The 13,538-nt window shown below is 66.7% G+C and carries 11 protein-coding genes and 1 pseudogene; 9 read left to right on the forward strand and 3 right to left on the reverse strand.

Features of this window, described 5'->3' with window-relative positions; translation table 11 throughout:
- Nucleotides 1-75: 75 nt before the first annotated feature.
- From ACDI39_RS24335 to ACDI39_RS24345, 3 genes are read right to left on the reverse strand one after another with little or no spacing between them, the layout of a single operon-like run.
- A complete protein-coding gene (locus ACDI39_RS24335; protein ID WP_225790836.1) occupies nucleotides 76-1,599 on the reverse strand; it encodes a tripartite tricarboxylate transporter permease in 1,524 nt (507 codons plus the stop codon).
- Nucleotides 1,596-2,123: a tripartite tricarboxylate transporter TctB family protein gene (locus tag ACDI39_RS24340; protein ID WP_225790837.1), complete on the reverse strand. Its 528-nt coding sequence runs from the start codon at nucleotides 2,121-2,123 to the stop codon at nucleotides 1,596-1,598. Before ACDI39_RS24340 ends, ACDI39_RS24335 begins: the two co-directional genes overlap by 4 nt.
- A gap of 20 nt (nucleotides 2,124-2,143) precedes the next feature.
- Nucleotides 2,144-3,157, reverse strand: a complete 1,014-nt coding sequence (locus ACDI39_RS24345; protein WP_317235063.1) for a Bug family tripartite tricarboxylate transporter substrate binding protein — start codon at nucleotides 3,155-3,157, stop codon at nucleotides 2,144-2,146.
- 239 nt (nucleotides 3,158-3,396) lie between these two features.
- On the opposite strand from ACDI39_RS24345, the gene ACDI39_RS24350 reads away from it, so the two are divergent.
- The 9 genes and pseudogenes from ACDI39_RS24350 to ACDI39_RS24390 all read left to right on the forward strand — a co-directional run bounded on the left by ACDI39_RS24350 (nucleotide 3,397) and on the right by ACDI39_RS24390 (nucleotide 13,536).
- The gene (locus tag ACDI39_RS24350; RefSeq protein WP_225790838.1) at nucleotides 3,397-4,722 is read left to right on the forward strand and encodes an MFS transporter; all 1,326 of its coding nucleotides are present in this window, start codon (nucleotides 3,397-3,399) and stop codon (nucleotides 4,720-4,722) included.
- Nucleotides 4,715-5,674, forward strand: coding sequence for an amidohydrolase family protein (locus ACDI39_RS24355; RefSeq protein ID WP_225790839.1), 960 nt, complete (start codon nucleotides 4,715-4,717; stop codon nucleotides 5,672-5,674). The genes ACDI39_RS24350 and ACDI39_RS24355 overlap by 8 nt, the downstream gene beginning before the upstream one ends.
- The gene (locus ACDI39_RS24360) at nucleotides 5,671-6,684 is read left to right on the forward strand and encodes a 4-hydroxythreonine-4-phosphate dehydrogenase PdxA (protein WP_225790840.1); all 1,014 of its coding nucleotides are present in this window, start codon (nucleotides 5,671-5,673) and stop codon (nucleotides 6,682-6,684) included. The genes ACDI39_RS24355 and ACDI39_RS24360 overlap by 4 nt, the downstream gene beginning before the upstream one ends.
- Nucleotides 6,685-6,791: 107 nt before the next feature.
- Nucleotides 6,792-8,042, forward strand: coding sequence for an OprD family porin (locus tag ACDI39_RS24365; protein WP_225790841.1), 1,251 nt, complete (start codon nucleotides 6,792-6,794; stop codon nucleotides 8,040-8,042).
- An 84-nt stretch (nucleotides 8,043-8,126) separates the two neighbouring features.
- Nucleotides 8,127-8,243: pseudogene (locus ACDI39_RS24370) on the forward strand (hypothetical protein); the annotation flags it as partial.
- A 54-nt stretch (nucleotides 8,244-8,297) separates the two neighbouring features.
- Nucleotides 8,298-9,611, forward strand: a complete 1,314-nt coding sequence (locus ACDI39_RS24375; RefSeq protein WP_225790842.1) for an MFS transporter — start codon at nucleotides 8,298-8,300, stop codon at nucleotides 9,609-9,611.
- A 28-nt stretch (nucleotides 9,612-9,639) separates the two neighbouring features.
- Nucleotides 9,640-10,815: an L-lyxonate dehydratase gene (locus ACDI39_RS24380; RefSeq protein WP_253081591.1), complete on the forward strand. Its 1,176-nt coding sequence runs from the start codon at nucleotides 9,640-9,642 to the stop codon at nucleotides 10,813-10,815.
- Nucleotides 10,816-10,872: 57 nt separating this feature from the next.
- Nucleotides 10,873-11,868 (forward strand): AraD1 family protein, encoded by a 996-nt coding sequence (gene araD1 / locus ACDI39_RS24385; RefSeq protein ID WP_253081590.1) that lies wholly within the window; start codon nucleotides 10,873-10,875, stop codon nucleotides 11,866-11,868.
- 78 nt (nucleotides 11,869-11,946) lie between these two features.
- Nucleotides 11,947-13,536 (forward strand): aldehyde dehydrogenase (NADP(+)), encoded by a 1,590-nt coding sequence (locus ACDI39_RS24390; protein WP_253081589.1) that lies wholly within the window; start codon nucleotides 11,947-11,949, stop codon nucleotides 13,534-13,536.
- Nucleotides 13,537-13,538 lie beyond the last annotated feature (2 nt).

Genomic DNA, 13,538 nt, shown 5'->3' on the forward strand with positions numbered 1-13,538 from the left:
AGAGTGACAAGAAATGGCAGCGCTCGCCAGCGGATTGCGCGAGGGGGGCTGCAAAGCAGCCCCTGCCCAGGAGGTTCAAGCCGTGCGCCGCTGCCGTTTCTGCCCCAGCGCCGAACGCAGCGCTGTCGCCAACCTGGCAAGCAGCGGCCAGCACAGCATCACCAGGGCCGCACTGGTCAGGCTGCCCACCAGCGGGTTGGACCAGAAGATCGACAACTGCCCGTCGGAGAACAGCATCGACTGGCGGAACGCATCCTCGGCCTTGTCCCCCAGTACCGCGGCCAGCACCAGCGGGGCGATGGGGTAGCCCAGTTTCTTGAACACATAGCCCAGCGCGCCGAACAGCAGCATCAGCCCGACATCGGTCATCGAGTTGTGCACCGAGTAGGCACCAATGGCGCAGACCATGATGATGATCGGCGCGATGACCGAGAACGGAATGCGCAGGATCGAGGCGAACAGCGGCACCGTGGCCAGCACCACGATCAGGCTCACGACGTTGCCCAGGTACATGCTGGCGATCAGCCCCCAGACGAAGTCGTGCTGTTCGACGAACAGCGTCGGCCCTGGGTGCAGGCCCCAGATCATCAGCCCGCCGAGCATCACCGCGGCGGTCGCCGAACCGGGGATGCCGAGGGTCAGCATCGGCAGCAGGGCGCTGGTGCCCGCGCTGTGGTCGGCGGTCTCCGGTGCGATCACGCCTTCCACCTCGCCCTTGCCGAACCTGTCGCGGTTCTTCGAGAAGCGCCGGGCCAGGCTGTAGCTCATGAACGACGCGGCGGTCGGGCCGCCAGGCGTGACCCCCATCCAGCAACCGACCAGGGCACTGCGCAGCCAGGTCAGCCAGTAGCGCGGCAGCTTGGCCCAGGTGCGCAGGATCACCATCGGCGTGATACGGGCACGCTCTCCCCGGAACACCAGGCCTTCCTCCACGGTGCAGAGGATCTCGCCGATGCCGAACAGGCCGATCACCGCCACCTCGAAGCTCAGGCCCGACAGTAGCCATGGCTGGTCGAAGGTCAGGCGCAGTTCGCCGGACACGGTGTCCATGCCCACGGCGGCCATGGCGAAGCCGATCATCATCGCCACCACGGTTTTCAGCGGTGGGTTCTTGCTCAGGCCGATGAAGGTACAGAACGCCAGCAGGTAGACGGCGAAGAACTCCGGCGAGCTGAACGCCATGGCGAAGCGGGCGATGTGGGTGGAGAGGAAGGTGAGCAGCAGCACGCCGACCAGAGCCCCGAGCAGTGCCGAGGTGAACGCGGCGGTCAGCGCTTCGCCGGCCTGGCCGTTGCGGGCCATCGGGTAGCCGTCGAAGGTCGTGGCCACCGAGGACGGCTCGCCGGGGATGTTGAACAGGATCGAGGTGATCGAGCCACCGAACAACGCCCCCCAGTACATGCACGACAGCAGGATGATCGCCGACACCGGCGACATGGTGAAGGTCAGCGGCAGCAGCAGGGCCACGCCGTTCGGCGCGCCCAGCCCTGGCAGCACGCCGACCAGGATGCCCAGCAGCACGCCGACCACCATCAGGCCCAGGTGGTGGGCGGTGAAGATCAGGCTCATGCCCTGCATCAGCGAGTCGAATTCACTCATGGCCGCAGCCCTCCCAGGAAGGTGGCCAGGTCGCCCAGCACGCCGGCGTCCAGCGGCACCTTGAACCAGACCGCGAAGATCAGGTAGCTGGCCAGTGCCGCACCGCAGGAGATCATGGCGATGGCCAACTTGCCATGGCCCTGGCCATCCTGGCGGCTGCGCCACATGAACCAGGCGATGAACAGCACCGAGGCCAGGTAGATGCCCGTGAATGGCATGGCCGCCACGTACACGGCAATGGGCAGGAACACCGACAGCACCCGGGCGAATGCCTGGCGCCCGACGAACGCCGCCATCGCCTGTCGGCGCAGCAGCGCCAGGAGCAGGTTGCCGATACTGGCGGCGCTCAGCAGCAGGCCGATGTAGAAGGGGAAGTAGCCGGCTTCTGGGCCGGCATCGCCCCAGCCGATACCGATATCCAGGCTGCCCTGCATGACGATGCCGCCCAGTGCGGCAGTGAACAGCGCAAGGCCGGTTTCCACCCAGCGGGTGGCGATCAATGGCGCGTCTGAAGGTGAGGACATGGGCGTCTCCATGGCAGGGTTCACTGGCGCAGCCAGCCGGCTTGCTGGAACAGCGGGATGACCCGCTCACGGTCCTTCTCGATGTAGGCCACCAGGTCCTGGCCTTCGAGGAAGGTCGGTGCCAGCGCCGAACGTTCGATGTAGGTCTTGAATTCCGGGGTCTGGCTGACCTTGCGCAGCAGCTCGACATAGAAGGCGCGTTGCTCGTCGCTGATGCCGCCAGGCAGGAACACAGTGCGCGGGAAGCGGTACTGATCGATGCCCAGGCCCTGCTCGTGGCAGGTCGGGATGTCTGCCCAGGACTGCTCGGCGGTGACCTTTTCGCTGTAGATCATGCGCTCGCGGCTGAACACGCACAGCGGCTTGACCTGGCCGCCGCGCCACTGGCTGAGGCTTTCGGCAGGGTTGTTGAGGTTGGCCGCGATGTGCTTGCCGGCCAGCTGGATGGAGGCCTCGCTGCCGCTCTTGAAGGGGATGTAGGTGAGCTTGCTGCCGACCTGCTGGCCGATCAGCAACGCCAGGGTCTGGTCGACGTCCTTGGACTGGCTGCCGCCGAAGCGCATCTTGCCGGCGTTGCTTGCAAGGGCTGCCTTGAACGCCGAGGCATCGGCCCAGGGCGCGTCCTGGTAGGTCCAGAGGATGAAGTCATCCTCGGCGACCGCGGCCACCGGTGTCAGGTCGGTCCATTGGTAACCCAGCTTGGCCACCAGCGGTAACAGGTAGACATTGTTGGTGCCGATCACCAGCTTGTGCGCATCGCCCTGGGCCAGCTTCATGTCGAGGAAGGCTTCGGCGCCATTGCCGCCGCCTTTGTTCAGCACCACAGTGTTGACGTCCAGCAACTGATGCTGGCTGATCGCCGACTGGATCAGGCGTGCCAGCTGGTCGGTGCCGCCCCCGGGGCCACCGGCGACGACGATTTCAACGTTCTTCCCGGGCTTCCAACCCTCGGCAAGGGCGGGCAGGGTGCTGGCGCAGAGCAGCGTGCAAGCGGCCAGGAACGACGACAGGTGACGCGCGGATGCGGTTCGCATGGGATACCTCTTGTTGTCTTTGTTATGGGTAGCCGGAGTGTGCGAAGCGAACCGATAAGCGTCTACTCAAAATAAGGCATACACCGATAGCCCTGGGTTATGCCAGGCCGGTTCGCCTAGCGATAACCACAGGAAATGGCTGTATGAGCAGGTTTGATTAGACGGTTATCGATGCCGCACCCATAGTGGGCTTCACCGGCCTTACCGGATCACAACAATAACGATCAGAGGGACTTCCCATGGCTCAGGCACACCCTGCCGTGCTGCACGCCAGCCCTGCGCGCGGCAAGACCGTCGCGCAGAAGGCCAGCAATGTGCGCTGGCGCATCTTCGCCATCATCTTCGCACTCACGGTGATCAACCTGATCGACCGTGTCTCCCTGTCCATCGCCATGCCCACCATCGCCGCCGAGTTCGAGCTGACGCCGAGCATGCAGGGGCTGATCCTCAGCAGCTTCTTCTGGGCCTACGCCTTGCTGCAGATCCCCGGCGGCTGGTTGATCGACCGCTACGGGCCGCGCCGGGTGATCGGCTGGTCCACGGGCTTGTGGGGCATGTTCCAGACGCTCGCGGCGTTCGCCACCGGCGGCCTTTCGCTGATGTTCGCGCGCGTGGCGCTGGGGGCCGCGGAGGCGCCATTGTTCCCCTCCGGCGGCAAGCTCAACTCGCTGTGGCTGGGTTCCAGCGAGCGCAGCCGTGGTGCCGTGCTCATGGATTGCGGCGGGCCGCTGGGCGTGGCCCTGGGCGGCTTGATCATCGCCTACCTGATCGCCGTGCTCGGTTCCTGGCGCATCGCCTTCTTCATCGCCGGCATCGCCACCCTGGCCATGGCCTGGCTGGCCTGGCACTACCTGCGCGACAACCCCGCCGAGCATCCGGCGGTCAATGATGCCGAACTCGACAAGATCAACCAGGGCCGCGCCGTGCCGATGGCCGAGGCCGCCCTGCAGGCGACCAAGGGCCTGGGCATCGCCGCCCGTTCGCTGACCGGCATCCTGCTCGGGCGTGCCAGCTGGGCCATGGTGTTCTTCGGCCTGCTGACCTGGGGGCCGAGCTACCTGGCCCAGGCACGGGGCTTCGACATCAAGGGCATCGGTGCCGCGACTTTCATCATCTTCCTGTGCGGCGCGGTCGGCTCGCTGGTTGGCGGTTACCTCTGCGACCTGTTGATCCGCAAAGGCGTGCGCCGTGGCGTGGCGGCCAAGAGCCTGTTGAGCGTGTCCGGGCTGGTGGCGCTGGGCGCCTTCCTGCTGCTGCCACAACTGGACGATGCCTTCGCCGCCGTCGCGCTGCTGGCGCTGACCGCCTTCTTCCTGATGTGGGGCAGCCTGTACTGGAGCTTCCCGGCGCTGCTCGCCGCCCCCTCGCGGGTCGGTTTGATCGGCGGGGTGATGAACCTGGCCGGCAGCCTCGGCGGCATCGTCGTGCCGATCTTGGTCGGCCTGCTGCTCCAGCACCTGGGCGGCTACTCGGCGGTGCTCGGTTTCTTCGCCTTGTGCTCGGCGCTGTTCATCGCCGGCACCCTGTTGATCGCTCTGGACAAGACCGAGGTATCCCATGGCTGAGCTGTACGACGGGCCGATCGTCGATGCCCATCATCATTTCTGGGACCCGCAACGCAACCACCATCCGTGGTTGTCGGGCAGCGAGAACATCCCCTTCCGCTACGGTGACTACAGCGCGATCAAGCGGCGCTATTTCCCCGAGGACTACCTTGCCGATGCAGGGGCCCACCGGGTGGTCGAGACCGTCTACGTGGAAACCGAGTGGGACCCGCGTGACCCGATTGGCGAAACCCGCTTCATCCATGAGGTCGCCGCCCGCTATGGCGCGCCCAACGCGGTGGTCGCGCAGGCCTGGCTGGATGCTCCCGAGGCGGCCGAGGTGCTGGCCGCACAGGCCGGCTTCGAGCGGGTCCGCAGCGTGCGCCACAAACCGGGTGGCCCGAGCCGGCCGGAGGAGGTCGGCCAGTGCCGCAGCCTGATGAGCGACGAGCGCTGGCGCCGTGGCTACGCCGAGCTGGCCCGCCACGGGCTGCACTTCGACCTGCAGACGCCGTGGTGGAACCTGGCCGAGGCCGAGCGGCTGGCGCGTGATTTCCCCCAGACACTGCTGATCCTCAACCACACCGGCCTGCCGTCGGACCGCGGCGAAGCGGCCCTGGCGGCCTGGCATGCGGCCATGGCGCGGTTCGCCGAGTGCCCGAACGCGAGGGTGAAGATCTCTGGCATCGGCCAGGCCGGCAGGCCGTGGCGTGCCGAGGACAACGCCTGGATCGTGCGCGAGACCATCGCCATGTTCGGCGCGCAGCGGGCGATGTTCGCCAGCAACTTCCCTGTCGACAGCCTGTGCGGCTCGTTCGACGACATCTATGGCGGCTTCAAGCGCATCGTCGCCGACCTGCCCGGCGAGGCGCAGGCCCAGCTTTTCTACCATAACGCCCGGCGCATCTACCGCACCGTGCCCGACACCTTGCGCCCTGCGCCAGTGTCGACCGACCTGAGGACCCCTGCATGAGCAAACCCACCCTCCCGCGCCTGGCCATGGTCCTGGGCGACCCCGCCGGTATCGGCCCGGAGCTGATCGCCCGCCTGCTGGCCGAGCCCGAGGTGCGCGGCAAGGCCCGCGTGGTGCTGATCGCCGACGAAGCGGAAATGCGTCGGGGCATGCGTATCGCCGGCTGCGAGTTCCCTTACCGGCGCATCGACGACCTGCAAGCGCTGGACTTCGCCGATGACACGCCGCTGCTGTACCCCTATCGCGGCGCAGCCGAGGGCGAGTTCCCGCGCAGCGAGGCGAGCGTGATCGGCGGGCGCTACAGCCTGGATACCCTGGCCGTGGCCCTGGCGCTGACCCAAGACGGCAGGACCGACGCGATTCTCTTCGGGCCATTGAACAAGACCTCGCTGCACATGGCCGGCATGGGCCATAGCGACGAGCTGCACTGGTTCGCCGAGCGCCTGGGCTTCGCCGGCCCGTTCTGCGAGTTCAACGTGCTCGATGAGCTCTGGACCTCACGGGTGACGTCCCACGTGGCGCTGGCCGACGTACCGGGCCTGCTCAGCCAGGCGCGGGTGCTCGAGGCCATCGGCCTGATCGACACCGCGCTCAAGCGCAGTGGCCTGGCCCGGCCGCGCATCGGTGTGTGCGGCCTCAACCCGCACAACGGCGACAACGGCAGCTTTGGCCGCGAGGAGCTGGACATCATCGGCCCAGCGGTGCAGACGGCGCGTGCGCAGGGCATCGAAGCCGACGGGCCTTATCCGGCCGACACCATCTTCCTCAAGGTGCAGGGCGATGCCCAGGCCTTCGATGCCGTGGTCACCATGTACCACGACCAGGGGCAGATCGCGATCAAGCTGATGGGCTTCTCCCGTGGCGTGACCGTCCAGGGCGGGTTGCCGGTGCCCATCACCACACCCGCGCATGGCACGGCCTTCGACATCGCAGGGCAGGGCAAGGCCAACGTCGGCGCGACCCGCCAGGCCTTCGAGATCGCCTGCCGGATGGGGCTCAACGCCCGCTGATCCCGCGCACCGCCAGCCTCACCTTCCCGTCAGTCAATCACCCACATCGCCTGGAGCCCGGAGGGCTCCACGGCGGGGCTCACCCTGGAAAAAGGAAAACAACAACAATGACCCGTGCTTTTTCTCACCGCTTCAAAGCCACCTCGATGGCGCCTGTGCTGATCGCCGGCCTGCCGCTGAGCGCCATCGCCGAGGGTTTCATCGACGATGCCAGTGTGACCTTGGGCATGCGTAACCTCTACTTCAACCGTGACTTTCGCCAGCCCGCTGCGGCGCAGTCGAAGCAGGAGGAATGGGCCCAGGGGTTCTTGCTGCAGGCCAAGTCCGGCTACACGCCCGGCCTGTTCGGGGTGGGCATCGACCTGATCGGCCAACTGGGCTTCAAGCTCGACAGCAGCCCAGAGCGCAGCGGCTCGGGACTGTTGCCCAGGCATAGCGATGGCCGGGCGGTGGACGATTACTCGCGGCTGGGCCTGGCACCCAAGCTGCGGTTGTCGAAGACCGAGCTCAAGGTAGGCGAACTGCAGCCGGAGTTGCCGATCCTGCTGCGCAACGATGGCCGCTTGCTGCCACAGACGTTCCAGGGCGGCATGCTCACCTCGCGGGAGTTCGATGGCCTGACCTTGCAGGGCGGGCAGATGCGCTCGCTGAGCCAGCGCAACTCTTCCGACCATGAGGATTTGTCCGTGGACGGTCGCGGCGGGGTATTCGCCGACCGTTTCGACTATGTCGGCGGCGAGTACCGCTTCAATGCCGACCGCACCCAAGTCGGGCTGTGGCAGGCACGGCTGCAGGACATCTACCAGCAACGCTTCTACAACGTCAGCCACAAGCAGAAGGTCGGCGACTGGACCTTGGGGGCCAATGTCGGCTTCTTCGCCACCCAGGAGGAGGGGAGTGCCGACCTGGGGGATCTGGACAACCGGGCGCTGACCAGCTTCGTCAGTGCGAGGTACGCCGGCCATACCTTCGGCGCCGGCTATCAGCGCATGTATGGCGACGACGGCATGGTCTACATCGCCGGGACCAGCACGCCGCTGGTCAACGATATCCAGGTGCGCAACTTCACCACGGCGGGCGAGCGCTCCTGGCAGGTGCGCTATGACTACGACTTCGTCGCCCTGGGGATTCCCGGGCTGTCGCTCATGGCCCGCTATGCGAGCGGTGACCATGCCGAGGTGGCAGGCGGGAGCGATGGCAAGGCCTGGGAGCGTGACCTGGATATCACCTATGTCATCCAGGCGGGGCCCCTGAAGAACCTGGGCGTGCGTTGGCGCAATGCCATGGTGCGTTCCAACCATGCCGCCGATGTGGATGAGAACCGCCTGATCCTCACCTATACCCTGAAGTTGCTCTGACACTCCCATGGCCTCTGGGGCCGCTTCGCGCCCCAGCTTACGATGCATACCTCCCCCGATAACCCCGAAGCCACCAATGGGCATCCTGGTATATCCCCAGGTTATCGATGGATACGCATAAGTGATTATCCAGCCCCGCCTGCCCCCTCTACAGTCGCCCCATGGCTCGCCACTGACTGGCGCGCCAGCCAAGACCAACAAGAAGCCCGTCCTGACGCTTCGCAGGACGATCACGGCAAGCACGAGGAAGTCCCCATGAGCGACCACGCCAGAGCCCTGGCCTCGGCCATTTCCATCAGCCGCGCGCGGCTACTGCCTTTCCTGATCCTGATGTACGTACTGGCCTTCATCGACCGGGCCAACGTCGGTTATGCCCGGGCCTTCCTGCAAGCCGACACCGGCCTTGGCGATGCGGCCTTCGCCTTCGGCGCGAGCATCTTCTTCATCGGCTATGCCTGTTTCGAAGTGCCCAGCAACCTGATGCTGCACCGCCTCGGCGCACGGGTCTGGCTGTGCCGGATCATGGTCACCTGGGGGCTGGTCAGCGCGGCGATGATGTTCGCCGACAACGCCACGACCTTCTACGTGCTGCGCTTCTTGCTCGGCGTCGCCGAGGCCGGCTTCTTCCCCGGCATCATCCTCTACCTCACCTACTGGTTCCCGTCCCAGAGCCGCGCCCAGGCCCTGGGCCTGTTCTACTTCGGCCTGCCGCTGGCGCTGGTGCTGGGCGGGCCGTTGTCCGGCTGGTTGCTGGAGTTCCATGGGGTATTCGGCCTGACCAACTGGCAATGGCTGTTCGTGGTCGAGGGGCTGATGGCCTCGGTGGTCGGTATCGCCGCCTACTTCTACCTGGTCGACCGCCCACGCAATGCCCGCTGGCTCAGCGATGTGCAGAAACAGGCGCTGGAAGGCACGCTGGCCGAGGAAGACGCGCAGAAGCAGGCCCATGGCCCGCACGGCTTCCTCGGTGCGCTGCGCAATGGCCAGGTCATGAAGTTCTGCCTGGTGTACTTCACCGTGCAGATGAGCGTGTACGGCGTGGTGTTCTACCTGCCGACCCGCATCGCCAGCTTCCTGGACGGCCAGGTGGGCCTGAGCGTCGGCCTGTACACCGCGATTCCCTGGGCCTGTGCCCTGGTGGTCACCCGCCTGGTGACCCGTTATGCCGACCGTAGCGGCCTGCACCGCCAGCTCGCGGTGGCCATGCTGGCCATGGCCGCCGCCGGTATCGCGGCATCGGCCCTGGCTGGCAGCCTGCCGCTGGTGGTGCTGGCCTTCTGCTTCGCCGCTGCCGGTTTCGTTTCCGTGCAGCCGCTGTTCTGGACCCTGCCCACCGGCTACCTGAGCGGTGCGGCCGCGGCCAGCGGCATCGCCCTGATCAACTCCCTGGGCAACCTGGGCGGCTTCGTCGCGCCGAACCTCAAGACCTTGACCGAAACCCTGTTCGCCGATCCACGTGCCGGCATGTTCGCCCTGGCCGTGGTGGGTGTCCTGGGGGCCTGCCTGTTGTCCCGACTCAAATCTTCCCGACCATCGCCTGCCCCGATCGAACCCGCGCGGGCCGGCTGATCAACGCCATGTGATAGGAGCTGTGACCATGAAAATCAAATCCGTGCGTACCCGTGTCTTCGAATGGAAAGGCAAGGTCGTGCCACCCCAGGCGCATTTCTGCACCAATGCCAGCGACATCCTCTTCGAGCGCGGCGACGCCATGGGTTCGTTCCGCTTCCACGGCTGGCTGGTGGTGGAGATCGAAACCGACAACGGCATCGTCGGTATCGGCAACTGCGCCCTGGCCCCGCGCGTGGCCAAGGAGATCATCGACCTGTACCTGGCACCGATCTGCATCGGCGAGGACCCCTTCGACAACGAGTACATCTGGCAAAAAATGTACCGTCGCACCCATGCCTGGGGCCGCAAGGGCATTGGCATGGCGGCCATCTCGGCGGTCGACCTGGCGATCTGGGACATCATGGGCAAGGCGGTGAACAAGCCGGTGTTCAAGCTGCTCGGCGGGCGCACCAAGGAAAAGATCTGGACCTACGCCTCCAAGCTGTACGCCAACGACAACCTCGACGTGTTCCTCGAGGAAGCCCAGGGTTACCTGAACCAGGGCTTCACCGCGCTGAAGATGCGTTTCGGCTACGGCCCCAAGGACGGTCCGGCCGGCATGCGCCGTAACATCGAGCAGGTCCGCGCCCTGCGCGAACTGGCCGGCCCCGACGTCGACATCATGCTCGAGTGCTACATGGGCTGGACCCTGGAGTACGCCCGGCGCATGTTGCCCAAGCTCGCCGAGTTCGAGCCGCGCTGGCTGGAAGAGCCGGTGATCGCCGATGACATCGAAGGTTATATCGAGCTGAAGAAGATGGGCATCATGCCGATCTCCGGCGGCGAGCACGAGTTCACCGGCCATGGCTTCAAGGACCTGTTGGAGCGCCGCGCGGTGGACGTCATCCAGTACGACACCAACCGTGTCGGCGGCATCACCGCCGCGCGCAAGATCAACGCCATGGCCGAAGCCTGGTCGGTGCCGGTGATCCCCCACGCCGGGCAGATGCACAACTACCACTTGACCATGGCCAGCACCGCTTCGCCGATGGCCGAGTTCTTCCCGGTGTTCGACGTCGAGGTCGGCAACGAGCTGTTCTACTACGTCTTCAAGGGCGAACCGCAGCCGGTGGATGGCTACATCCAGCTGGACGACGACAAGCCGGGCCTGGGCCTGGAGATATCCGAGGAATACCTCGGCGACTTCAACATCATCGAATGATCGCGCCGGGCGCTGCCGCTCGGTGGCGCCCAGCCCGTCGAACGGGAGGAGAGACACATGCGGTTGATTCAATTCGAAGACCCGGCCGGCCAGCGCCAGGTCGGAGTGGTCGAGGGTACGCAGGTCCAGGTGGTGCGCGGTGTGCGCAGCACCCGCGAGCTGGCGTTGGCGGCGATCCGTGGTGGGCGCGCTCTGGTGGAGGAAGTACTGGCCCGTGGCTGCGACGCCGGGCCGGCCTATGCCGGGCTGCTGGAGGCGGGGCGGGTGCTGCCACCGTTGGACCATGAAGACCCGGCGCACTGCCTGGTCAGCGGTACCGGCCTGACCCACCTGGGCAGCGCCGCCACGCGAGACAAGATGCACCAGCACGGCGAGCAGGACGACACCACGCTCACCGACACCATGCGTATCTTCAAGTGGGGCCTGGAGGGGGGCAAGCCCGCCGCCGGCGAAGCGGGGGCGCAGCCGGAATGGTTCTACAAGGGCGATGGCAGCATCGTCGTGCGCCCCGGTGCGGACCTGCCGTTGCCGGCCTTCGCCGAGGATGCCGGCGAGGAACCAGAGCTGGTCGGTCTCTACGTGATAGGTGACGACGGCCGCCCGTATCGGCTGGGCTATGCCCTGGGCAACGAGTTCTCCGACCATGTCATGGAGCGGCGCAACTACCTGTACCTGGCGCATTCCAAGCTGCGCAGTTGCGCCTATGGCCCTGAGCTGCGCGTGGGCGAGCTGCCGCGCCACCTGCAAGGGCGCAGCCGTATCCTGCGCAATGGCGAGGTGCTCTGGGAGCGCGAGTTCCTGTCCGGCGAGGACAACATGTGCCACAGCTTCGAGAACCTGGAGTTCCATCACTTCAAGTACGCCCAGTTCCTGCGCCCGGGCGATGTGCATGTGCATTACTTCGGCACGGCGACGCTGTCCTTTGCCGACGGCATCAAGGCCGTGCCGGGCGACACCTTCGAGATCGCCGTGCCTGACTTCGGTGCGCCGCTGCGCAACGGCATCGTCGCTGGCGAACCGGCCATGGCGCCGGGACAGGTCGCGGCGCTCTGAATCCTCGTCACCATCCGCTTTTGCCGGGTCGCGCCGCCTGCCGATGGCGGTGGCGCGGCCCCCGATCATGAGGTCGATATGCCAACCATCCTCGGTTACAACTACATCGCTGGCGCCCGTAGCGCGGCAGGTTCGGTCGTGCTGCAGAGCATCGACGCGACCACCGCCGAGGCGCTGCCCTACAGCTTCCACCAGGCGACCCCGGAAGAGGTGGACGACGCGGCGCAAGCGGCCGCCGCTGCCTTCTTGCCATACCGCGACCTGCCGGCCACGCGCCGGGCGGCGTTCCTCGACGCCATCGCCGAGGAGATCGACCTGCTCGGCGATGAGTTCGTCGCCATCGTCTGCCGCGAAACGGCATTGCCGGCGGCACGCATTCAGGGCGAGCGTGGCCGTACCAGCGGTCAGATGCGCCTGTTCGCCCAAGTGCTGCGGCGTGGGGATTTCCATGGCGCGCGGATCGACCGCGCCCTGCCGGAGCGCAAGCCGTTGCCACGGGTCGACCTGCGCCAGTGCCGCATCGGCGTGGGGCCGGTGGCGGTGTTCGGCGCGAGCAACTTCCCACTGGCATTCTCGACTGCCGGTGGCGATACCGCCGCGGCCCTGGCCGCCGGATGCCCGGTGGTGTTCAAGGCGCACAGCGGCCACATGGCCACCGCCGAGCTGGTGGCCGATGCCATCCTGCGCGCCGCGCAACGCACCGGCATGCCCAGCGGTGTGTTCAACATGCTTTACGGCGCCGGTGTCGGCGAGCCGTTGGTCAAGCACCCGGCGATCCAGGCGGTCGGCTTCACCGGTTCGCTCAAGGGCGGTCGTGCCCTGTGCGACATGGCGGCTGCACGGCCGCAGCCGATTCCGGTGTTCGCCGAGATGAGCAGCATCAACCCGGTGGTACTGCTGCCCGAGGCGCTGCAGGTACGGGGCGAGACGCTGGCTACCGAGTTGGCCGCCTCGGTGGTGCTCGGTTGCGGACAGTTCTGCACCAACCCCGGGCTGGTCATCGGCATCCGCTCGCCGGCCTTCTCGCGCTTCGTCGAGCAGTTCAGCGCGCGCATGGCCGACCAGCCGGCACAGACCATGCTCAACGCCGGTACCCTGGCCAGCTACGAGAAGGGACTGGCGGCCCTGCACGCCCACCCGGGCATCCGCCACCTGGCCGGCCAGCGTCAGGAAGGCAGGCAGGCCCGGCCACAGCTGTTCCAGGCCGAGGCCCGGGTGCTGATCGACGGTGATGCGTTGCTGCAGGAGGAGGTCTTCGGGCCGACGACCGTGCTCGTCGAGGTGGCGGATGAGCAGGCGCTGGCCCAGGCCCTGAATGCCCTGCACGGGCAGCTCACGGCGACCCTGATCGCCGAGCCGGACGACCTGCGCCAGTTCGCGGCGCTGGTGCCGGTGCTCGAGCGCAAGGCCGGACGCCTGTTGCTCAATGGCTACCCGACCGGTGTCGAAGTCTGTGATGCGATGGTCCATGGCGGGCCGTACCCAGCCACCTCGGATGCGCGGGGCACCTCTGTCGGTAGCCTGGCGATCGACCGCTTCCTGCGCCCGGTGTGCTACCAGAACTACCCCGATGCCCTGCTGCCGGATGCGCTCAAGGACGGCAACCCGCTGGGGATCGTACGCTTGCTCGACGGGGTGCCGAGCCGCGATGCGCTAATCCCAGCCTGACA

Source organism: Pseudomonas sp. Tun-23181, assembly GCF_057415455.1.

Coding starts and splice junctions, on each gene's coding strand:
- ACDI39_RS24340 (WP_225790837.1), bottom strand. CDS start 2,123: ATGTCCTCACCTTCAGACGCGCCATTGATCGCCACCCGCTGGGTGGAA.
- ACDI39_RS24390 (WP_253081589.1), top strand. CDS start 11,947: ATGCCAACCATCCTCGGTTACAACTACATCGCTGGCGCCCGTAGCGCG.
- ACDI39_RS24365 (WP_225790841.1), top strand. CDS start 6,792: ATGACCCGTGCTTTTTCTCACCGCTTCAAAGCCACCTCGATGGCGCCT.
- ACDI39_RS24350 (WP_225790838.1), top strand. CDS start 3,397: ATGGCTCAGGCACACCCTGCCGTGCTGCACGCCAGCCCTGCGCGCGGC.
- ACDI39_RS24355 (WP_225790839.1), top strand. CDS start 4,715: ATGGCTGAGCTGTACGACGGGCCGATCGTCGATGCCCATCATCATTTC.
- ACDI39_RS24360 (WP_225790840.1), top strand. CDS start 5,671: ATGAGCAAACCCACCCTCCCGCGCCTGGCCATGGTCCTGGGCGACCCC.
- ACDI39_RS24335 (WP_225790836.1), bottom strand. CDS start 1,599: ATGAGTGAATTCGACTCGCTGATGCAGGGCATGAGCCTGATCTTCACC.
- ACDI39_RS24380 (WP_253081591.1), top strand. CDS start 9,640: ATGAAAATCAAATCCGTGCGTACCCGTGTCTTCGAATGGAAAGGCAAG.
- ACDI39_RS24345 (WP_317235063.1), bottom strand. CDS start 3,157: ATGCGAACCGCATCCGCGCGTCACCTGTCGTCGTTCCTGGCCGCTTGC.
- ACDI39_RS24375 (WP_225790842.1), top strand. CDS start 8,298: ATGAGCGACCACGCCAGAGCCCTGGCCTCGGCCATTTCCATCAGCCGC.
- araD1 (WP_253081590.1), top strand. CDS start 10,873: ATGCGGTTGATTCAATTCGAAGACCCGGCCGGCCAGCGCCAGGTCGGA.